Source organism: Sphingomonas sp. RB1R13 (genome assembly GCF_036663775.1).
In the GTDB taxonomy this organism is placed as follows: domain Bacteria; phylum Pseudomonadota; class Alphaproteobacteria; order Sphingomonadales; family Sphingomonadaceae; genus Sphingomicrobium.
This window is the reverse complement of record NZ_JAXOJM010000004.1, coordinates 35888-56109: the sequence shown is the minus strand read 5'-3', so window position 1 is coordinate 56109 and position 20222 is coordinate 35888. Positions and strand designations below refer to the sequence as shown.

Here is a 20222-nt window from a genome sequence, read left to right as displayed (position 1 = left end):
CCGCTCACGACCGAAGCATGTCGCCGATAAAGGCCTCAAGCTGCGCCAGCGTTTCGCTCATCCCGGACGTCGCCCCGGACGCGATCTCACTGTCGAGTGCTTCCTTCGATGGAAAGAGGTCGTGAATGACAATATTCGTGCGGCCGTCCATTTCCTCGAAGGTCACCGTGGTCGTTGCGCCGTCCGGGCTTTCCTCATTGGTCCACGCCACGCGCGCATCGGGGATCACCTCGTTATAGCTTCCGAAGAAAGCCATCGGCTGATCGGAAGCGGGATGACCGAACTCGAGGCGGTATTTGCCACCGACCCGAACGTCCATCTCGCACGACAGCAGGGTCAGGCCGAATGACTTCGGCACCCACCATTGTTTGAATAACTCGGGCTTGGTCCAGGCCTCGAACAGGATCCGCACCGGCGCGGCAAAGCTTCGCCGGACCACCAGCTCGCGATCGGACACGCGTTCCGCCACGGTCCGGCTCGCCGGAGACGTGGGCTTATCCTTGGCTTGATCCATCACTTTTCTCCTGCTGAATCATATTTTCGACCACAGCTGACAGCGCGTCGAAGCGTTCGTCTCATCGCCGTCGATACTCCTCGATCCACCTCATTTCGGCCTCGAGCCCGCGACCGCCCAACCGGCAGGTACGCACTCGTCCGATCTTTTCGGTGCGCACCAGCCCGGCCTGTTCGAGCAGGCTGACATGCTTCTTCATGCCAGTGAGGGTCATCTGGAATTTCTCGGCGAGCGCAGTGATGGACGCTTCGGATCGCCCCAGCTGCTCAAGCACGCCACGGCGAGTAACGTCGGACAGCGCGCGGAACGAAGCATCGAGCGCGAAGGGCAAATGGTGAACCATATGGTTCAGTGTTTAGTGGATTCGGCGAGGCTGTGCAAGGGCTTCATGGCGCACGACTTTATGCGCTCTGCCCGATTTTCCTGTCCTACAAGTGGCCGTTTATGCTTGCCTCATCCGATGATATTTCGCGCCATCCCTGACCAACGGCTACTCGTTGACACGCGGGTCACGCACGACATCGCTGACATGCATGTCACAAAACCGCGATGCACTGTCTACTTGTCCAAAATGCCGCCGCCCGCGAGCGAGCGGAAGCGACAGGCGAGCCAACAAAGACTCGCGAGCCACAAACCCTCCGCTCAGCCCTCGTCGTCACCCTCATCCGTGACCGCGACTCGGCCCTTGAAACCTTGCGCAACGACATACCATTCGCTCGATCCCTTGCGGCTGGCGGGCGGCTTGGCGTGCTTGACCGTGGTGAAATGGCGTTTGAGCTCGGCGACCAGCCCGTGATCCGCGCCCCCCGCCAGCACCTTAGCCACGAACGCTCCGCCGGGGCGCAATATCTCGGTTGCGAAGTCGAGCGCCGCCTCGACCAGCCCCATCGTCCGCAGATGGTCGGTCTGCGGATGGCCGACGGTGTTGGCGGCCATATCCGACAGGATCAGGTCGGCCTCGCCATCGAGCGCCTCGCGCAGCGTCTCGGGCGCGGCTTCCTCCATGAAGTCCATTTCCAGGATGATGACCCCGTCGATCGGGTCGGTCGGCAACAGGTCGATGCCGACGATCCGCGCCTTGGGGACCTGGCGGCGAACGACCTGCGCCCAGCCGCCGGGTGCGATGCCAAGGTCGATGATCCGCGTGCAGCCCTTAAGGAAGCCGAACCGCTCGTCGAGTTCGGTCAGCTTGTACGCCGCACGGCTGCGATATCCGTCGGCCTGGGCGCGGCGCACATACGGGTCGTTAAGCTGCCGCTGGAGCCAGCGGATCGAGCTCGACTTGCGTCCCTTGGCGGTCTTGATCCGCTGCCGGTCGCCCTGGCCACCCCTGCTCATCGGCCGCTGCTCACAGCACATATCCGTCACGGGCCATGAGGGCGCGCAGGATGCCCTCGCGAATTCCGCGGTCGGCGATGCCCAGCCGTTCGGCCGGCCAGATGTCGAGGATTGCGTCGAGGATCGCGCAGCCGGCCACCACCATGTCGGCCCGCTCGGCGCCGATGCACGGCAAGGCAGATCGCTCGGCAAGGTCCATGCGGGCGATCATCGCATTGATTTCGCGCATTGATTCGATCGGCACCTGAAGCCCGTCGACCGCGCGCCGGTCATAGCTCGGCAGGGCGAGGTGGACGCTGGCAAGGGTGGTGACGGTGCCGCTCGTGCCAAGCAGGCGAATATCCTCGCGGCTTTCGGGGAGCATGTCGACGAAGCGGGCAAAGCTGCGAAACACCCGCTGGCGCATCCGCTCATAGGCGGCGACACGGTCCTTGCCCTCGATCGCTTCGCGGCCTTCGGTTTCGGTGAGGGAAACGACCCCCCACGGCGCGCTCCACCAGGCGCGGATGCGGGGGCTGACCTCCCCCGGCTCGACTAGCACCAGCTCGGTCGATCCGCCGCCGATGTCGAAGATCAGGGCCGGGCCGTCGCCGGGCTCGAGCAGCTTGTGGCAGCCCAGCACTGCCAGCCGGGCCTCCTCCTGCGGCGGGATGATGTCGAGCGCGAGCCCGGTCTCGACCCTGACCCGCTCGACGAATTCGCAGCCATTTTCGGCGCGGCGGCAGGCCTCGGTGGCGACCGAGCGGGAGAGCGAGACATTGCGGCGGCGAAGCTTGTCGGCGCAGATCGACAAGGCGGCGACCGTTCGGTCCATCGCCGGCTGCGACAGCCGCCCGGTCTGGCCAAGCCCCTCACCCAGCTTCACGACCCGGGAAAAGGCATCGAGCACGGTGAACGTCCCGTCGTCGGGACGAGCGATCAGCAGCCGGCAATTATTGGTGCCAAGGTCGACCGCGCCATAAGTATGACGTGTCGCACCCTTGTGGGAATGCGGATCCCCTGCGCCGGGGGGCGCGGAGGCGGTGGCGGCGAACTGCGCCATGACGTCGCGACCAATCTTTTCCTGCACCGCGAGACATACTCGCGGCTGACCTGTCCCCGGTTTACTCCATATGATCCGCCTCTGGCAACGGGCGAGCGTGGTGCGGCGGCGTTGACAGGGCGCATCCCCCTCCCCTATCTGCGCGGCGCCGGCATTGCCCTGTCGTCTAATGGTAAGACTACGGACTCTGACTCCGTTAATCGAGGTTCGAATCCTCGCGGGGCATCCAGCGGCCACGCTCCATGCGCCTCCAGGCTTTCGCGAACGCGGGCAAGGGCGATGTCGACCGGATGGTCCTCACCCATCAGCGCGAAACTGCCCGACACGGCAAAGGCACAATGGCCATGGACCGTGGCGATCAACGATCGCGACAGCGCCGAGACGCTTGCATTAATCTCGCTATCCAGTGCCCGGGCCACTTCCTCGATCACGATCGCGGTCAGGACGGCGCGGGTCGCCGCGTCGCTTTCGGAAATCGGCATCGTGGCTGGAATCCGATGCTCATAGATCGCCATCCACAAATTGGGATTGGTCTGAGCGAAGTCGAAATAGCCTTCGACCAGCGCTCCGATCCGATCATCCCCGCCATCCTGCAAGGCTGTCTTGAGATGATCCGCCCACAGCGCGAAGGTACAAGTGTTGATCGCCACCACCAGCGCGTCGGCATTTTCGAACATATTGTAGATGGTGCCCACCGAATAGCCGATCCGCTTGGCCACCTCGCGGGTCGAGAAGCGGGCAAAGCCCTGCTCGGCCATCAGCACATGACCGACGGCGACGATAAGTGCCTGCAACTCGGCGCGGCTATGATCGGATCTTCTACCCATGAGAAGCTGATAACCGAAAAACTGAGCGGTGTATAATTATTATATTGAACGGCGCTCATTTTACGGTATGGCGGTTCCTTGACGGGAGAGCGAACATGGGCGCGCTGATAATCTTTGGCATGGTGATGGTCTGCGCGAAACTATGGTTTGCGGTCGGCGAGCTTACCCGTCGCGTCGAATGGCTGGAGCAACCGTCGTTGGCTGGCGCGGTCGCCGCGGTCGAGCAATGGCCTGAACCGTCAGGGGAAGTCGCGCCGGCGGAACCGCCACCCAATCCCATTCCGTCGGTCACCCCGCTATCCAATTCCAAACCCGAAATCGCCGCCCTTAAGCCCGACGAAGTTGAAGAGGGCCCTCGCTTCGCCTTTCCCCGCATCGGCTTCGAGCAACTGTTCGGCCGTACCCTGCCAATCTGGGCAGGTGGCGCAACGCTGGCCGTCGCAGGCTTCCTGATCGTCAAATATTCGATCGAGATCGGGCTTCTGCGACCCGTGGTGCGGGTCATCCTCGGACTGCTATTCGGAACGTCGCTCATTGTCGGGGCCGAAATGGCGCTGCGCAAGGACGATGTGGTACGCGATCCGCGCGTTCGCCAGGCCCTGGCCGGTGCCGGCGTTGCGACCCTCTATGCCAGCATTCTGGTCGCGGCGAACCTCTATCACCTGATCGGTCCGATCCCCGCATTCGTGGGAATGGCGATCACAACCGCGCTGGCCGGCGGCCTGTCGATAAGGTTCGGCGCACCGAGCGCAGTCCTTGGACTGATCGGTGGGCTTGCGGCACCCGCGCTCGTTGGATCAACCACGCCCGACGTGCCCCTGCTCTCCGCATATCTTGCGCTGGCGGTAGCGGGGCTGTGTGGACTGTCGAGGACGCAGCGCTGGGCATGGCTTGGCATCGGCGCACTGGTCGGCGGATTTGGGTGGGGCGCGGTGATGATCTTCAGCAGCGCACTCGATTCGGCCGGACTGGTCTCGATCGGCGCGCTGATCCTGCTCATCGGCATTCTACTGCCAGCAATATCGTCCGGAAACCCCCGGGTCACGACCCTGCGCTTCATTGCGAGCCTAGCGGCATGCGCCCAGCTCGCCGCGCTCGTCGCCATGGGCGGTTTCGAACCTCTGGTGTGGGCGCTGTTCGGCCTGATCTCGCTTGCGCTCGTCTGGATGGCGGCTCGCGAACCCGCGCTTCGGGACCTGACCCGGATCGGCCTGATGGTTTCGGTCATGCTGATCGCATGGTGGCCGACGCCGTCCATGGAAACATTGTCGCTAGTCCTTGCCGGAATGACCGCAATTTATGGCAGTGCGGCGGGGCGGCGGATCTGGAGCGTTCGTGGACGTCAGGCCGACGCCGGCGAAGTCGCAGCGCTGGCGATCGGGATCATGCTGCTGCCGGCGCTTCACTTCGCGCTTACCGATCGCACTATGTCGCTGCTCGCGCTGCTCGGCGCGGGACTTGCCGGGGGCATCGGGCTGCTTGGCTGGTCATGCGCGACGCGGCGCGATGATGCCCGGTTTGCGATCGTGGCGACCACCGTTGCCGGCCTGCTTTCGCTGGCGCTGACAATCATCGTACCCGCGTGGGCAGTTGCGCCGGGCATCGCCGTCATGGCCGTCGGGACGCTGCTCTTTTCGACGGTCGCGGACGACTGGCGGATCGAGCGGAGCGCGTGGGCGATCGGCGCCGCCGCCCTCGTTGCGGCATCAGTTCCGCCCGAAATCTTTGCATATCGCGCGGTCGGGCTGGGCGAGCCCGGGACCGTGACGGATGCCCTGCGCTGGCTCGTCCCCGCTGCTGGCGCCGCAGTTTTCGCGTGGCGCGGCAAAATCCCGTTCGCGAGTGTTATCGCACAGCCGATCGCCGTGCTCCTGTTCTACGTCGGCGTCGCGCAGGTCATGCCGTCTTCGCTACTTTCGCTTGTTCCAACCGCCATGCTTGCCGGGTTGGCGCTCGAGCGGCGCCTGTGGCCGGCAGTTCTTTCGGCTGGGGTGCTGGTGGCGGGTTGGACAGCGCTGCCCTTCTTCGCCTGGCTGACGGCAGGGTTAACAGCGCTGGTCGCGATGCCGACATTCATGACGATGCTCCCGACGCTCGATGACACGCTCCTGCGACTGGCGCTTCCGGCGTTTGCGCTGATCGTCGTCGCATGGCGTGCTGAGGCGCCGCGCCCGCGCCTTTTCGCGATCGCCACCGCCGCGACGTTCGCGCTGATCACTGCACACGTCGCTTACAAACAGTTGTTCGCAATTGCCGATGCCACCGCCTTCGCCCGCTGTGGGCTAGCCGAACGTACCCTGTGGGAGGCACTGTTGGCGCTTGTCGCGCTTGTTTCGATCCGCCACTGGCGACCGGTCGCCTTAGCCTTTGCCGGTGCCAGTATCGCGCACTTCGTCCTGTTCACCACGCTTTACCAAAACCCGCTGTGGGCGGAGCAGGCGGTCGGCGAGTGGCCGCTCGTGAATCTTCTTATTCCCGCTTACGGCGTGGCCTTTGCTATCCTGTGGGCTGCGCGAAAGTTCGGGCTGTCCGACATCGCCGATCGCCTTCGCGGCGGGTTGCAGATGATGCTTGTCCTCCTGCTCGCCGCGTCGATGCTGCGCCAACTGGTCCACGGCTCGTTCCTAGTCGAAGGGGGCGTCGGGCAAGGCGAGGATATTGCAAGGTCGGTGCTGCTCATCCTGCTCGCGCTCGGTTTCCTCGGGCACGGGATCCAGTCAGCCAAACGGGACTGGCGGATCGCATCGCTGGTGCTGATGCTGGCCGCAGTGACCAAGGTATTCCTGTTCGACGCCAGTGGCCTCGACGGAGTCATGCGGATCGGTTCGTTCGCCGCGCTCGGTTTCAGCCTGATCGGGCTGGGCTGGCTTTATGCCCGCTACCTTCCTGATGTCTCACGGTTAACCAAAGATTCGGGGTTGCCGCCTATCGCGGTCGAGGGGGAATCATAGAGCATGTCGGCACCAGATCTTTCGTTGCTCGGCAGGCGCCGCTTCGGCCCGCTGTTCGCAGTCCAGTTCCTGGGCGCGTTCAACGATAATCTGTTCAAGTTCGCGCTGCTGTTCTTCGCGAATTTCACGCTTTATGCAGCAGCGCCGGCCAAGGCGGAAATGCTGGCGACGGTCGCGACCGGCCTGTTTATCCTGCCCTATTTCCTTTTCTCCTCGATCGCCGGGCAGCTTGCGGACGGCTATGACAAGGCGGTCCTCATTCGCCTGGTGAAGCTGGCCGAGATCGTGATCATGGCGCTGGCGCTGGCCGGCTTCTGGACGGCATCCATTCCCCTGCTACTCGGCTGCCTGTTCCTGATGGGGGTGCATTCGACAGTCTTCGGGCCGATCAAATATTCCATCCTTCCGCAGCACCTCCATGACGGCGAAATCATGGGCGGGACGGGCCTGATCGAAGCTGGTACCTTCCTCGCCATCCTCGGCGGCCAGCTGCTCGGCGGCGTGATCCCGCCGTGGGAAGCGGGCATGGTTGCCACCGGGATCGCGATCTTCGGGGCATTGGCCAGCCTTGCCGTCCCCAGCGCACCTTCGATGAATCAGCGCCCTGCAATCGACCTCAACATCCTGCGCGGCACGATCAGCATCTTGCGGGCCGCCCACGGTGGTCGCGGTGTGTGGTTGGCGATCCTGGGGATCAGCTGGTTCTTCTCGATCGGCGCAATCATCCTGTCGGAGCTTGCGCCGCTAGTAAAGTCGACGCTCGGTGCCGGCCCGACCCTGGTCACCCTGTTCCTGCTGGTTTTCTCGGTCGGCGTCGCGATCGGTGCCCTGGCGGTCAATCGCTTGCTTAAGGGAGAAGTTTCGGCCCGCTTTGTGCCGATAGCCGCGCTCGCGATGGCAGGGTCGCTCATCATCCTGTGGCTGGCGACTAGCAACTTCGTTGCCGTCGGCGCTGAGTCGTCAGTTGCGGCGTTCCTGGTCGCACGCGGCAGCTGGACCATTATCGCCGCGATCGCCGGGACCGCCATGTCGGGCGGCGTGTTCATCGTCCCGCTCTACGCCATCCTCCAGACGCACAGTGTTCCCGAACGTCGGTCGCAGATCATTGCAGCCAACAACATCGTCAACGCCCTCGTGACGGTGGCGATGGTTGCCGCCGTGCTCGCGCTGATGGCGGCGGGAACGACCATCCCCGGGATCATCGGGGTACTCGGCTTTTCGACGCTGGCCGTCGCGCTCATCACGTGCTGGCTGTTGCCGGAAACGATCTTCAAGGCGCTTGTCCGCTCGCTGCTGACGCTGTTGTACCGGGTCGAGGTGCATGGCGGCGAGAATATGCCAAGGCCCGGGGAGCCGGCCGTCGTCGTCGTCAATCATGTCTCGTTCCTCGATGGCCTGCTGCTTGCGGCCTTCCTCCCCGGCAAGCCGACCTTCGCCGTCCACAGCCGCATCGCCAAGGCGTGGTGGATCAAGCCCTTCCTTGGCATGTTCGACGCCTTTCCGGTCGATCCGACCAATCCGATGGCCGCCAAGGCGATGGTCAAGGCCGTGCGCGATGACCGCACGCTTGTGATCTTCCCGGAGGGGCGCATCACGACAACCGGCGCGCTGATGAAAGTGTTCGACGGGCCCGGGATGGTCGCCGACAAGGCCGATGCCCCGATCATCCCGGTACGCATCGATGGCGCCCAGTTCACCCCTTTCTCGCGCTTGTCCGGCAAGGTGCGGGGCCGCTGGTTTCCCAAGATCGACCTCACCATCCTCCCGCCGCGCCGGTTCGAAGTCACCGGTGACAGCGCGCGCGAGCGGCGGGCAGCGGCCGGACGCAAACTCTACGACGTGATGAGCGACATGATTTTCGCGACGTCGGATATTGACCGGACGCTATTCCAGGCGCTGCTCCATTCCCGCGCTGTCCATGGCGGCAAGGCGCTGGCAATCGAGGACATCAAGCGCAGCCCGCTCAGCTATAGTCGGCTCGTGACCGGAGCGATTGCACTGGGCGAACCGCTGGCCATGGCAACGCGCGAAGGCGAAGCGGTCGGCGTCCTGCTGCCCAATGTCAGCGGCGTGGTGGTCACTTTCTTCGCGCTGCAGGCCCGAGGCCGAGTCCCCGCAATGCTCAACTATACCGCCGGTCTCGCCAGTCTGAAGGCTGCGTGCATCGCAGCCAATATTCGTACCATCATTACCGCACGAGCATTCGTAGAGCAGGCCAAGCTCGGGCCGACCGTCGAGGCGCTCGCCGCAGAGGGAATTATCGTCCGGTATCTCGAAGATCTAGCCGCCGGGATCGGCAAGCGCGCCAAGCTGCGCGCGCTCATCGCCTCGCCGTTCGCCGAGCGCGCACATCGCCGACTCGGCATCTCTCCCACGGCGCCCGCGGTGATCCTGTTTACCAGCGGATCGGAAGGCGTGCCCAAGGGGGTCGTCCTGACCCACCGCAACCTCCTCGCCAACTGTCACCAATTGTCTGCGCGGATCGATTTCAGCGCGAGCGACGTGGTGCTCAACGCACTGCCGGTATTCCACAGCTTCGGGCTGACCGGCGGCACGTTGCTGCCGATTCTGGCGGGGGTGAAGACTTTGCTCTACCCCAGCCCGCTTCACTATCGGATCGTCCCGGCGCTGGCGTACGACGCCAACGCGACGATCCTGTTCGGGACCGACACCTTCCTGTCGGGCTATGGCCGCATGGCGCATGGCTATGACTTTTACTCCTTGCGCTACATCTTCGCCGGGGCCGAGCGAGTCCGCGACGAAACCCGTCGGACCTACGCCGACAAATTCGGCCTGCGCATTCTCGAAGGCTATGGCGCGACTGAGGCCTCGCCGGTGATCGCGGTGAATACCCCGATGCATTTCCTGGCGGGCAGTGTCGGGCGGCTGTTACCCGGCATGGAAAGTCGCCTCGATGCAATTCCGGGGATTGTCGAAGGCGGTCGCCTGTCGATCCGCGGTCCTAATGTCATGGCAGGCTATCTCAAGGTCGATCAACCGGGTGTGCTTCAGCCGCCCGAGAATGGCTGGCACGACAGTGGGGATATCGTGACGATCGACGAAGCGGGATTCATCACCATCCGTGGCCGCGCCAAGCGTTTCGCCAAGATCGGTGGCGAAATGGTCTCGCTGCCGGCAGTCGAAGGCTATGCCGCCGCACTGTGGCCCGGCTTCGATCATGCCGTCGTGACCCGTCCCGACCCACGCAAGGGCGAGCAGTTGATCCTTTTCTCGACCCACCACGACGCGTCGGCAAACGAGCTTCATGAATGGGCCAAGGCGAACGGCGTGGCCGAATTGATGGTGCCGCGCGACATTCGAATCGTCGATGCCCTGCCCGTATTGGGCACGGGCAAGATCGACTATGTGACCATGACTGCGCTGGCGGTCGGCGGGGGGAAATGAAGGTGCGCAACTATCTCAAGGATCTTGAACGCGATCTTCAGTCGCCGATCGAGGTTCGGCGGTTCGGCAGCGGCTGGTTCACCGGCTTCTTCGCCCTGATCTTCGCCATCGCCGGGCTTTGCTTCGTCATGGCGCTGCGCTGGCCGACCTGGTTCGCCATGCCCGAACTGGCCGCGATCCGTGACTCGTCGAGCTTTCGCCTGGTGGTCCATGCTGTCCTCATCACAGCGTATGGCCTGGCGCTGCTCAGCCTCCTGCTGCGACCGCGCAAGGCGATTGGCGCAACCGCGCTGCTGATTGCTCTTGGCGCAACTCTGCTTGGCGGTGCCGGGGTCCAGCCCCACGAAAGCCGTCACTGGGGGATATTCTTCGGGATCGACTTCTTCGCGCTCAACATGGTCGCCACAGGGCTGATGTTCGCGCCGATCGAACGGCTTTTCCCCAAGCGGCGCGAACAGCGACTGTTCCGCATCGAATGGCGCGAAGACCTGTTCTATTATCTCGTCAGTTCGATGATGGTCCAGCTGATCACGTTCCTGGCGCTGGCTCCGTCGACCCTCATCATGGCGCGAACCGGTGGCCTTGCCGATATCCGCGCGGTCGTCGCCGCTCAGCCGATGCTGTTGCAATTTGTCGAAGTCATGGTGCTGACCGATCTTGCCCAATATTGGTTCCACCGCGCTTTTCACCGTGTGCCCTTTCTTTGGGGCTTTCACGCGGTTCACCATTCGGCAAAAGCAATGGACTGGCTCGCCGGGGCGCGGATGCATTTCGTTGAGATCATCCTGCTTCGCGGCGTAACCTCTCTGCCGTTACTGACGATCGGTTTCGCGCCGGTGGTGATGCAGGCCTATATTGCGTTCGTCTACGTCTACGCATCGCTCGTCCACGCGAACCTGCGCGGCGACTTTAATCGGCTGGGGAATTTCCTGGTCACCCCGCGGTTTCACCACTGGCACCATGCGAGCGAGGCAGAAGGCGTCGACAAAAATTTCGCGATCCATTTCCCTTTGCTCGACCGACTGTTCGGGACGTTTCATTTTCCCGCTGGCCGGTGGCCGGGCGGCTATGGCGTTCCCGAACGGGTGCCGCACGGATATCGTGCCCAGTTCATCTACCCCTTTCGCCGCCGCCGCGATGAGGCCGGCGACCCTACCGAATCCGGGGTGACGGGTGGCAAGTGACTCGATGCTCGGCGAGAGCTGGACCGATCGCCGAGCGATCAATGAGTAGCGGTACGAGCGCCGCCTGGATCCAGGTCGCTGGCCAGTTCGCGGTGAAGCAGCAGAGCGGCAGCCAGCCCCGCCGGCCCGCTATCGGCATTCGCGATATCGAGCGCTCGCGCATCACCCCAAGAGCCAGAAAAAGACATGCGGCCATTCAACGGATGGTTGAAAGCGGAGCGAAGCGCGCCATTGTATCGTTGTACGTTCATTCCGATCAGACCAGAAAGCCGTCTATGCCCATGCCCGCCGAGTGTGCACGATGACCCGCATCGCCATCGCCGGAGTCGGCAAGATCGCGCGCGACCAGCATATCCCGCACATTCTGAAGAATCCGGCATTTGACTATGTCGCGGCCGTGACTCGCGGATCGACCGATGGCGACGGCGTTCCGGCGTTCAACACGATTGACGATATGATGAAGTCGGGTCTTGGGGTCGAGGCGATCTCGATCTGTACGCCGCCGATCGGTCGCTTTGAGCTCTTGCAGGCAGCCTTCGCCAACGGGCTCGACGTCCTGCTCGAAAAGCCACCGGCGGCAACGATTAGCGAGGCCGAACTCTTTGGCGAGATGGCGGCAAATGCCGGGCGTTCGCTTTATATGAGCTGGCACTTGCGCCAGGCACCTGCGGTCGAGCCTGCGCGAGCGTGGCTGGTAGGCAAGACGATCCGGAGCGTGAACGTTAACTGGCTCGAGGATGTTCGCGTGTGGCACCCCGGACAGGACTGGGTGTGGGAGCCGGGGATCGGGGTATTCGACCCGGGGATCAACGCCCTGTCGGCAATCACGCGGATCCTGCCGTGGCCGCTGCGCGTGATGAACTCGGATCTGAAGGTGCCGGCCAACAAGGATGCGCCGATCGCGGCGTCACTCAAGCTGGCCGGGCCGACGGATGCCGCTATGGCAGTCGAGTTTGATTGGGACCAGCGTGGCCCCCAGACGTGGCAGATCGACATCGCGACCGACGGCGGACTGATCAGCCTGACCCAGGGTGCGTCGAAAATGACGGTCGACGGCGTGGCAGTCGATGTCGGCACCGAAGAGGAATATGCATCGATGTACCGCCATTTCGCTGATCTTATCGCTAAGCGCGAAAGCGATATCGACCTGTCGCCATTCCGTCTGGTGGCAGATGCTTATTTGATCGGGCGCCGTCATGCCGTCGAGGCGTTCGCCTGATGGCCGACGAACCCGAATATGTGCCGCCTGCTGTTTGGCAATGGGACAAGGAAAGCGGTGGGCGCTTTGCCGCGATCAATCGCCCGATCGCCGGCGCGACGCGCGAGCAGGAGCTTCCCGTCGGCAAGCATCCGCTTCAGCTCCATTCGCTTGCCACACCCAACGGCGTGAAGGTGACGATCATGCTCGAGGAACTGCTCGAAGCTGGTCATGCGGGAGCGGAATATGACGCCTGGCCGATCCGCATCATGGACGGTGACCAGTTTGGCAGTGGCTTTGTGGGGATCAATCCCAATTCCAAGATTCCGGCGCTGCTCGACCGTTCGACCAGCCCGCCGACGCGGATTTTCGAAAGCGGTGCGATCTTGGTCTATCTGGCTGAGAAGTTCGGTGCGTTTTTACCCAAAGAAGGCGCTGCACGGGCCGAGTGTTTGTCGTGGTTGTTCTGGCAGATGGGCGCGACGCCGATACTTGGCGGTGGCTTTGGCCATTTCTACGCCTATGCCCCGGTCAAGATCGAGTATGCGATCGATCGCTATGCGATGGAAGTGAAGCGGCAACTCGACGTCCTCGACCATCGGCTTGCAGAGAGCGAATATATCGGCGGCGCATTCTATACAATCGCCGACATGGCCATCTGGCCGTGGTACGGGGCGCTGGTCCAAGACAAGGTCTACGAAGCCGGGACCTTCCTCGACGTCGCAACCTATCTTAACGTCATCCGCTGGACCGAGGCGATCGCCAAGCGGCCAGCCGTCCGGCGCGGGCGTCTCGTCAACCGGCTGTTCGGTCCCGATGAAGAGCAGATGGCCGAGCGGCACGATTCATCGGATTTCGATCGATACGCCGCCGTGCTTGGGTAAATCCGCCAACAATTCTGTGACCCGACTGCATCATGAACAAACTATTCACGACCTCGCAAGACGGAGGAGGCGAAGACGGCGCGATTACTGGCTTGTGTCACGATTCGACATAAACCATTACAGCCGGGCCCGTAGTCGGGAGGACCAGATGCGCCGTCGTACCAAGGATTATATTGAAATCAGCGACCACACGTCGCTCGATATGCTGATCAAGACTCTCACCGCGATCCGGGACAACCTCGACGATCATGCCGAGCCGGAGCTGAAGCTGCGCGGCGACGATGTTTTCGGACGACGCCTGTCGATCAGCTATCTTCGCGAAATCAGCGAGGAAGAGGCCGATCTCGAGCGCCGCTATGAACATGCCCATCGCTCGGCCGATGCTGCCGAGATTGAGCGGCTCCAGCGCTCACTTGATGACGTCCCGTCGGTCAAGGACCGGTTGCGCGATGCCGCTTGAGCGGGCTCACCATTCTGCAAAGCTGCCATCTTCGAGTCGCCAGATCGGGTTGCGCCAACGGTGGGGATCGCGCGCTGCTTCGCGCACCGCAGTTTCGTCGATGGTGATCCCAAGGCCAGGCCCCGTCGGGATCGGCAGATAGCCGTCGATTGTCGTCAACACCTTCTTGTCGACTACGAAGTTGAGCAGGTCGTGGCCGCCGGTGTTGTAATGAATGCCCAAGCTCATCTCCTGGATGGCAACATTGGGCGAGCAGGCGCCAAGCTGAATACAGGCGGCTAGCGCGAGCGGCCCGAGCGGGCAGTGCGGCGCGACTGCGATATCATAAGCTTCGGCCATCGCGGCGATGCGGCGGCATTCGCTTAATCCTCCGGCATGGCTCAGGTCGGGCTGGATGATGTCGACCGTGCGAGCTTCGAAAAAAGGCTTGAAGTCCCAGCGCGAATAGAGCCGCTCGCCCAGCGCGATCGGTGTCGTGGTGTGCGCGGCGATGGCGGCCAGGCCTTCGTGGTTTTCAGATAGCAACGGCTCTTCGATGAACAGCAGTCCAAGGGGTTCAAGGGCCTTGGCAAGTTGCTTGGCGATTGGACGATGGACCCGGCCATGGAAATCGAGCCCGACGTCCATCCCGGCGGCCTGGGCGGCCGCGACCCTCGCGATGACCTCGTCGAATGCCTTGGGCGTGGCGAGCCAGCCGAGTTCGGCGGTGGCGTTCATCTTGACTGCAGTAAAGCCCTGAGCGGCGCGGGCCTTGGCCGCATCGGCGATCTCGTGCGGGCGATCGCCGCCGATCCAGGCGTAAGCCCGGATCTTATCACGGACTCGCCCGCCAAGCATCTCGTAGGCGGGCAGGCCAGCGCGCTTTCCTTTGAGGTCCCATAATGCCTGGTCGACGCCCGACAGCGCCGACATCAGCACTGCGCCGCCACGATAGAAGCCGCCACGATAGCCAATTTGCCAAATGTCCTCGATCCGATCGGGATCGTGGCCGGTGAAGCGGTCCTTGATCGCCTCGAAAGCACCGGCCACCGCCTCGCCATGGCCCTCGAGGCTTGCTTCCCCCCAACCGACCGCGCCATCGTTGGCCTCGATCCTCACGAACAGCCAGCGGGGCGGAACCAGAAAGGTTTCAATGCGGGCGATCGTCGTGGGGGTCATCAGGCGGCATCCGGATTGGCGGGCTGGGCTTGCTGGTTGGGACCGTCCTTGACGTCGACCGCCTGCGCGCGGGTCGGCGGCCAGACCGTTTGCGACGGGGTCAGGATCGGCACGGCAAGACACACGCTCGACGCCGGCAGCACGTCGCGCCAGTCGGCGATCAGCTTCTTGTAGGCGGTCCCGACGTTGCGGATCTTGCGATCGAGATCGAACAGCCCGAGCGGGTTCACATTGCCATTCTGCTCGCGAAGAGCGGTGTCCCAGTCGACCTGGTCGGTCAGCGAATACCAGGTGAAGCCGACCGTGGGGATGCCGACGTTGCGCAGCCGAAGGACGTTGGCCCACTCCTTCCACAACCACTGCACCGCTTCCTGCCCGGTCGGACCTTCGCGCAGGTTGGTCTCGGTATGCATGATTGGGACGCGGTAGCGGTTATGATATTGGCGGGTGATCTCGGAGTAGCCGAACACTTCGCCCGATGCCTCGGTATGGCCGTCGGCGAACACGCGATGCTCATTGGTCATGTAATAGTCGTTGCCAAGAATGCAGTGCTGTTTCAGCCGGTTGTCGAGGAAGAAGTGATATTCCTCGCGGGTCATGCCGTTATCCATCAGATATTCGTACATTTCGCTGTCGACCCGGCGACCATAGTTGAGGTCGAGGCTGAGAAAGCGACGCGAGTTCATCACCTCGGCCTTGCCGATCGCCGCCGGACTGTCGGCATGAAAATATTCCGAAGATTCAGACTGGATGAAGATCGCGTCCGAGCGGCGCTTGAGGATCTCGGTCATGGCGAGGACGTTCGCCTTGACGATATTTTTCAGCGCGGTGACAAAGGTCAGATCGGTCGTCCCCTGCTCGTTCCACCAGCCATATTTGGCCGAGAAGACGGCGCAAATAAACATCTCGTTGACCGGGGTGTAGAGCTGGACCCACGGGTAACGCTCTGCAAAAGCGGCAGCATAGACCGCGAACAAAGCAGGGAAATCGGGATTCTGGAAATTGCCGATCCAGTCGGGAACGCCAAAGTGGCACAGGTCGACGATCGGCGTAATGTCGCGGCGCTTGAGGTCATTCAGCGTGAGGTCGGCGAATTCCCAGTCGTAACGGCCCGGCGCCAGCCACGCCTTGTGCAGTGGCGGACCGAAGCGGAGAAAACCGATGCCAATTTCCTGGACGCAGTCGAAATCTTCCTTCCACCGGCGATAATGGTCCGATGCTTCCATCTGGTCGACGCGGACTGTGCCATTCTTGACCGTTGGAATGCTGTTTTCGATCCCGGTCGCGAACATGAAGTTGGTAATGGCATATCTCCTTGGGGCCGCCGTCAACCGGCGAAGGGTCGTTCCGCAATGCCCTTGATGCCCGCTTCAACCATAAGCAGCGCGCCGGCATAAGGTTGCACGGCCAGTGCTGTTTCATCGAGACCTACCCGTGCCGACGTAATGTAAATGCGGTCGAGGTCGGGCCCACCAAAGGCAATGCTGGTCGGGCGCTGGACGGGGACTTCGATGGTGTCGAGGAGCGCTGCATCGGGCCCGAAGCGGCGCACCGCCCAGCCGTCCCAAAAGGCAACCCACAAGCAACCTTCAGCATCGACTGTCATGCCGTCGGGATAGCCCTCGTCGCCCTTGAAATGGGCGAATAATTCTCTTGGACCAAGTATACCGTCAGGCGACAGCGTGAAGCGGTAGATCCGCCGGCGCGCGGAATCGGTATGATACATGATATTGCCGACGCGGTTGAAGGCGGGGCCGTTAGTGACGCCATAACCCTCGTCCTGCTTCGTGCAGCGATGATCGGGATCGAGTCGGTAGAGTATCCCGACCGCCTCCTGTTCGGTGTCGTCCATCGTCCCTGCCCAGAAGCGTCCGTGGCGATCGACCTTGCCATCGTTAAAGCGATTGTCGGGACGGTCCTCTTCGGGGTCAAACAGGCGCTTGAAGGCGAGCTGGTCGCCAACCTCGACCGTGTAAAATCCGCCATCGGTCCCGGCGATAAAGCCGCCCCCGTCGCGCGGGGCGATCGACCCGACGCGCATCGGGGTCGGCCATTCGCGAAATCCCCTGTCGTTGATGCGGAAAAGACGATGGCCCTTGATGTCGAGCCAGTAGAGTGATTCTTCGCGAGCGACCCATACGGGCCCCTCGCCAAGCACGGCCTTGACGTCGGCGACGACGGTGATTGCGCGGTTCATGGCGAGCGTGGATAAGCCCGTCGACGATTATTGTTAAGAGGCGAAGCGATCGCCAGTGCGTTGGGGAAGCAATGTTCGAAGCTGGGTTCATCGCGGTCGACTGGGGCACCACTAACCGTCGCGGCTATCGCGTCGGCCCCGACGGGCGGCACGACGCCGAATATGAGGACGAGCGTGGCGTGCTCTCGGTCGACCCGGGCGATTTTCCTGCGGCCGCAGCAGAATTGCGGAGTCGATTGGGTGATTTGCCGATGCTGCTGGCCGGGATGGTCGGATCGAACCGTGGCTGGGTCGAAGCCCCCTATGTCCCCTGCCCCGGCAGCTATGACGCGCTTGCGGCGGGCGTTATATGGGCGGAACCGGGGCGTTCAGCGATCGTGCCTGGCCTGTCGTTCCTTAACGATGACCGCGCCGACGTGATGCGCGGCGAGGAAGTGCAGTTGTTGGGCGCGGTGACGAGCGGCGTGCTTCCGGCAGACGGACTTGCCTGTCACCCCGGCACGCACAATAAATGGGTGAGCCTGACCGCCGGCGCGATCCGGTCCTTCCGTACGGTGATGACGGGTGAATTGTTCAACCTGCTCAAGTCGAAGGGCATATTGGCCGATTGGCTGCAGCGGCCGGTCGTGGTGAGCGATGCATTCCGGGCCGGTGTCCGTCAGGGCTTGAAGGGCCAAGCGATGGGCGCCGACCTGTTCGCGGTCCGGGCGCGGGTGCTGCTCGGCCAAGCGAAGGAGGAAGACGCGGCGAGCTTCACGAGTGGCTTGCTGATCGGATCCGACGTTTGTGCCGGGCTGGCAGAGGCGTCGACCGGGCCCGTGACCGTCATCGGGCGGCCCGAGTTGACGACGCTCTATGCCGCCGCAATGGAAGAAGCCGGTCGCGAAACGCACGAGGTCGACGGCGAGGACGCCTTCCTTGCCGGCATCGTCGAAATCGCAAGGAGAGTGAAGTGATCGAGCTATTTCGGCACTATTTCGACCCTTGCCCATTGGTCGCGATCATCCGCGGGGTCACGCCCGATGAAGTCGTCGCCGTCGGCGAGGCCTTGTTGGCGGCGGGGATCAGCATCATCGAGGTCCCGCTCAACTCGCCCGACCCGATCGAATCGATCCGGCGCTTGTCGTCGGCGATGGGTGATCGCGCCCTGATAGGCGCGGGGACGGTGCTCAGGGTCGAGCAGGTCCACGACGTGAAGGCGGCCGGCGGTCGGCTAATCGTGTCGCCCAATGCCAATATCGCGGTCATCGCCGCCAGCGCTGCCGCCGGGCTCGTCTCCGCTCCCGGCATTTTCACCCCGACCGAGGCCTTCGCTGCGCTTGAGGCGGGCGCTACCGCGCTCAAGCTTTTTCCTGCTGAGGCAGCAAGTCCGGCAGTGGTGAAGGCGCAGCGCGCTGTTTTGCCAAAGAACGTCCCGTTGCTGATCGTCGGCGGGGTCGGACCCGATACGATGGCGCCATGGCTGGCGGCCGGTGCCGATGGCTTCGGGCTGGGGTCGGGAGTGTTCAAGCCGGGGCAAAGCGCCACCGAAGTCAGCACCCAGGCACGCGCTTACGTTGCTGCACTCTCGTCAATATACTCGTCGAACTTGCCGTAATCGATCGTCCGCATGCCGTCGTCGCCTTGGCCCAGGATGTCGGCGAAGCGCGCGTTCCAGCGGATGTCGCGCGCGGTGTAGGCCCAGCGGCCGTGGATCGTCTGGCCGCTCCGCTCGTCGATCCCGGCGAGGACAACGATGATTTCGAAGCTATCGCCGGCTGCCTCTTCGGGGCGGCCAAGCCATCGGTGAAGCGGGCTGCCCTCCTCGATCGGGTGCATGATGCTCCAGGTCAGCGTGAACACGGGGTTGGCGGTGCGCGCCAGCTTGAGATCGCGAAACCGCCGCATTCGGTTGCCATCGACGGTCTCATCACCGATCAGCGAAACGTGCGCGCTGGCCTCAAAGATCAGGTTATGGCGCTGGTTGGCGGCGCGGAAAACCAGCGTCGGGACGCCTTCGATCTGTGTGACGACCGCCACGCTCGAGAAAATGATCCGGGCAGTCGGCCGCGAGAAGCGGGCGAACATGATCCCCGTCACCAGCGCAAAGAACAGGATCCCGAGCGAAATCTCGATCGCGACCACGATATTCGCAAACAGCGAAAGCGGTACCATATTGCCATAGCCGACCGTGGCTACCGTCTCGATCGAGAAGAAAAAGAACTGCCAGAAACGCGGTGCCTCGATGACTGGATCTGGATGAGTGAAGCCAATCGCATCAAGCATGAACAGGCCAGCAAAGACGCAGTTGAACAGGAAAAACACCGCCAGAAAATAGAAGGTGATCCGCGGCCAACTTGCGCGCAGCAATTGGTGATACACATCGGGCGTGCGCCAAATCGACCGGTTGAGCGGGCGCACCCGTAGCTCGCTGTTGGACTTGATCATCCGCGACAGTGATGGCGGCAGGTTGCGCGGGGGCTTGCTCATCGGGGTGGGTTAGCGCCTCGCAAGCGCAAGCGGTAGCCTAGCCCTGCGTTCCCGCGATCCAATGTTCGAGCCGAGTCTTCAACGACCGCCGCGACGGAATGTACCCGGGTTGCGGATCATTCGCTGCCTCCGACTCGACTGACGCGCTGTACAGCGTCAGGTTGAGCGGGGTACGCTGACGAAATGTCTCTCGCCCGCGCATCATGTCTTCGGCCATCGCCAGGCTGCGGTGGACATCCTCGGCGGTGAACGGCTTCATCAGGCACCCCAGCGCCAGGTCGGGCATCGGGAAATCGGGTGCCTTGCCGGTCACGAACAAAACCGGCACTTCATCATCGGCCAGGCGCACCGCAACCGAAAAGCCGGTGGTGCCATTGGCCAGTCGAAGATCGACCAACGCCAGATCTGGACGATGCGTCGCCGCCGCCGCGACCGAGCTGTCGAGATCATCGCTGATCGCCACGACCTGGTAGCGCGGGTTGTCTTCAACCAGATATTTAAGCGTCGTGGCGAGCTGGCTATCGTCTTCGACGATCAGGATGCGCAGCATGGTCGAGCCCCCTTCGCTTGCCGTCACAATGACTTAAGACGAAGC

General features: G+C 63.0%; 17 protein-coding genes, 1 tRNA gene and 1 pseudogene. 9 read left to right on the top strand and 10 right to left on the bottom strand.

Annotated features, from left to right (window positions below):
* Positions 1–4: 4 nt before the first annotated feature.
* From U1700_RS12790 to U1700_RS12775, 4 genes are all read right to left on the bottom strand, one after another.
* The gene (locus U1700_RS12790) at positions 5–514 is read right to left on the bottom strand and encodes an SRPBCC domain-containing protein (protein ID WP_332753071.1); all 510 of its coding nucleotides are present in this window, start codon (positions 512–514) and stop codon (positions 5–7) included.
* A gap of 61 nt (positions 515–575) precedes the next feature.
* Positions 576–857 (bottom strand): ArsR/SmtB family transcription factor, encoded by a 282-nt coding sequence (locus U1700_RS12785; protein ID WP_332753070.1) that lies wholly within the window; start codon positions 855–857, stop codon positions 576–578.
* A gap of 299 nt (positions 858–1156) precedes the next feature.
* The gene (locus U1700_RS12780) at positions 1157–1852 is read right to left on the bottom strand and encodes an RlmE family RNA methyltransferase (protein ID WP_332753069.1); all 696 of its coding nucleotides are present in this window, start codon (positions 1850–1852) and stop codon (positions 1157–1159) included.
* Positions 1853–1862: 10 nt separating this feature from the next.
* Positions 1863–2894, bottom strand: coding sequence for a Ppx/GppA phosphatase family protein (locus U1700_RS12775; protein WP_332753068.1), 1032 nt, complete (start codon positions 2892–2894; stop codon positions 1863–1865).
* Between the two features lie 155 nt (positions 2895–3049).
* On the opposite strand from U1700_RS12775, the gene U1700_RS12770 reads away from it, so the two are divergent.
* Positions 3050–3123, top strand: a tRNA-Gln gene (locus U1700_RS12770).
* A gap of 124 nt (positions 3124–3247) precedes the next feature.
* On the opposite strand, the pseudogene U1700_RS12765 reads toward U1700_RS12770, so the two are convergent.
* Positions 3248–3652: pseudogene (locus U1700_RS12765) on the bottom strand (TetR/AcrR family transcriptional regulator); the annotation flags it as partial.
* Between the two features lie 164 nt (positions 3653–3816).
* Here U1700_RS12765 and U1700_RS12760 point away from each other — a divergent pair.
* The 6 genes from U1700_RS12760 to U1700_RS12735 all read left to right on the top strand — a co-directional run bounded on the left by U1700_RS12760 (position 3817) and on the right by U1700_RS12735 (position 13803).
* Positions 3817–6672 (top strand): DUF2339 domain-containing protein, encoded by a 2856-nt coding sequence (locus U1700_RS12760; protein WP_332753067.1) that lies wholly within the window; start codon positions 3817–3819, stop codon positions 6670–6672.
* Positions 6673–6675: 3 nt separating this feature from the next.
* Positions 6676–10077: an acyl-[ACP]--phospholipid O-acyltransferase gene (locus U1700_RS12755; protein WP_332753066.1), complete on the top strand. Its 3402-nt coding sequence runs from the start codon at positions 6676–6678 to the stop codon at positions 10075–10077.
* On the top strand, positions 10074–11261 hold the full coding sequence (locus U1700_RS12750; protein ID WP_332753065.1) for a sterol desaturase family protein: 1188 nt from the start codon (positions 10074–10076) through the stop codon (positions 11259–11261). Before U1700_RS12755 ends, U1700_RS12750 begins: the two co-directional genes overlap by 4 nt.
* Positions 11262–11562: 301 nt before the next feature.
* Complete coding sequence (locus U1700_RS12745) at positions 11563–12480, top strand: Gfo/Idh/MocA family protein (protein WP_332753064.1); 918 nt, start codon at positions 11563–11565, stop codon at positions 12478–12480.
* Positions 12480–13343 carry a glutathione-dependent disulfide-bond oxidoreductase gene (yghU, locus tag U1700_RS12740; RefSeq protein WP_332753063.1) on the top strand — a complete coding sequence of 288 codons (864 nt, stop codon included), beginning with the start codon at positions 12480–12482 and terminating at the stop codon, positions 13341–13343. Before U1700_RS12745 ends, yghU begins: the two co-directional genes overlap by 1 nt.
* A 148-nt stretch (positions 13344–13491) precedes the next feature.
* Positions 13492–13803: a hypothetical protein gene (locus tag U1700_RS12735; RefSeq protein ID WP_332753062.1), complete on the top strand. Its 312-nt coding sequence runs from the start codon at positions 13492–13494 to the stop codon at positions 13801–13803.
* A 6-nt stretch (positions 13804–13809) separates the two neighbouring features.
* Here the strand turns inward: U1700_RS12735 and dgoD are convergent, their stop codons facing one another.
* The 3 genes from dgoD to U1700_RS12720 are packed head-to-tail and all read right to left on the bottom strand — an operon-like array spanning position 13810 to position 17158.
* Entirely contained in the window at positions 13810–14961 is a 1152-nt protein-coding gene (gene dgoD, locus U1700_RS12730) for a galactonate dehydratase (RefSeq protein WP_332753061.1), read from the bottom strand.
* On the bottom strand, positions 14961–16253 hold the full coding sequence (locus tag U1700_RS12725) for a family 1 glycosylhydrolase (protein WP_332753060.1): 1293 nt from the start codon (positions 16251–16253) through the stop codon (positions 14961–14963). The genes dgoD and U1700_RS12725 overlap by 1 nt, the downstream gene beginning before the upstream one ends.
* A gap of 35 nt (positions 16254–16288) precedes the next feature.
* Positions 16289–17158: an SMP-30/gluconolactonase/LRE family protein gene (locus U1700_RS12720; RefSeq protein WP_332753059.1), complete on the bottom strand. Its 870-nt coding sequence runs from the start codon at positions 17156–17158 to the stop codon at positions 16289–16291.
* 71 nt (positions 17159–17229) lie between these two features.
* On the opposite strand from U1700_RS12720, the gene U1700_RS12715 reads away from it, so the two are divergent.
* Together U1700_RS12715 and U1700_RS12710 are read left to right on the top strand one after the other, a co-directional pair.
* Positions 17230–18114, top strand: coding sequence for a 2-dehydro-3-deoxygalactonokinase (locus U1700_RS12715; protein WP_332753058.1), 885 nt, complete (start codon positions 17230–17232; stop codon positions 18112–18114).
* Positions 18111–18755 carry a 2-dehydro-3-deoxy-6-phosphogalactonate aldolase gene (locus tag U1700_RS12710; protein WP_332753057.1) on the top strand — a complete coding sequence of 215 codons (645 nt, stop codon included), beginning with the start codon at positions 18111–18113 and terminating at the stop codon, positions 18753–18755. The genes U1700_RS12715 and U1700_RS12710 overlap by 4 nt, the downstream gene beginning before the upstream one ends.
* Here the strand turns inward: U1700_RS12710 and U1700_RS12705 are convergent.
* Together U1700_RS12705 and U1700_RS12700 are read right to left on the bottom strand one after the other, a co-directional pair.
* Complete coding sequence (locus U1700_RS12705) at positions 18710–19627, bottom strand: ion channel (protein WP_332753056.1); 918 nt, start codon at positions 19625–19627, stop codon at positions 18710–18712. The genes U1700_RS12710 and U1700_RS12705 overlap by 46 nt on opposite strands.
* Before the next feature lie 37 nt (positions 19628–19664).
* Entirely contained in the window at positions 19665–20177 is a 513-nt protein-coding gene (locus U1700_RS12700; RefSeq protein ID WP_332753055.1) for a response regulator, read from the bottom strand.
* Positions 20178–20222: the final 45 nt, after the last annotated feature.

Bases quoted from the DNA above. Each gene is read 5' to 3' on its own strand.
- U1700_RS12790 (WP_332753071.1), bottom strand. From the start codon at position 514: ATGGATCAAGCCAAGGATAAGCCCACGTCTCCGGCGAGCCGGACCGTG.
- U1700_RS12785 (WP_332753070.1), bottom strand. From the start codon at position 857: ATGGTTCACCATTTGCCCTTCGCGCTCGATGCTTCGTTCCGCGCGCTG.
- U1700_RS12780 (WP_332753069.1), bottom strand. From the start codon at position 1,852: ATGAGCAGGGGTGGCCAGGGCGACCGGCAGCGGATCAAGACCGCCAAG.
- U1700_RS12775 (WP_332753068.1), bottom strand. From the start codon at position 2,894: ATGGCGCAGTTCGCCGCCACCGCCTCCGCGCCCCCCGGCGCAGGGGAT.
- U1700_RS12760 (WP_332753067.1), top strand. From the start codon at position 3,817: ATGGGCGCGCTGATAATCTTTGGCATGGTGATGGTCTGCGCGAAACTA.
- U1700_RS12755 (WP_332753066.1), top strand. From the start codon at position 6,676: ATGTCGGCACCAGATCTTTCGTTGCTCGGCAGGCGCCGCTTCGGCCCG.
- U1700_RS12750 (WP_332753065.1), top strand. From the start codon at position 10,074: ATGAAGGTGCGCAACTATCTCAAGGATCTTGAACGCGATCTTCAGTCG.
- U1700_RS12745 (WP_332753064.1), top strand. From the start codon at position 11,563: ATGACCCGCATCGCCATCGCCGGAGTCGGCAAGATCGCGCGCGACCAG.
- yghU (WP_332753063.1), top strand. From the start codon at position 12,480: ATGGCCGACGAACCCGAATATGTGCCGCCTGCTGTTTGGCAATGGGAC.
- U1700_RS12735 (WP_332753062.1), top strand. From the start codon at position 13,492: ATGCGCCGTCGTACCAAGGATTATATTGAAATCAGCGACCACACGTCG.
- dgoD (WP_332753061.1), bottom strand. From the start codon at position 14,961: ATGACCCCCACGACGATCGCCCGCATTGAAACCTTTCTGGTTCCGCCC.
- U1700_RS12725 (WP_332753060.1), bottom strand. From the start codon at position 16,253: ATGTTCGCGACCGGGATCGAAAACAGCATTCCAACGGTCAAGAATGGC.
- U1700_RS12720 (WP_332753059.1), bottom strand. From the start codon at position 17,158: ATGAACCGCGCAATCACCGTCGTCGCCGACGTCAAGGCCGTGCTTGGC.
- U1700_RS12715 (WP_332753058.1), top strand. From the start codon at position 17,230: ATGTTCGAAGCTGGGTTCATCGCGGTCGACTGGGGCACCACTAACCGT.
- U1700_RS12705 (WP_332753056.1), bottom strand. From the start codon at position 19,627: ATGAGCAAGCCCCCGCGCAACCTGCCGCCATCACTGTCGCGGATGATC.
- U1700_RS12700 (WP_332753055.1), bottom strand. From the start codon at position 20,177: ATGCTGCGCATCCTGATCGTCGAAGACGATAGCCAGCTCGCCACGACG.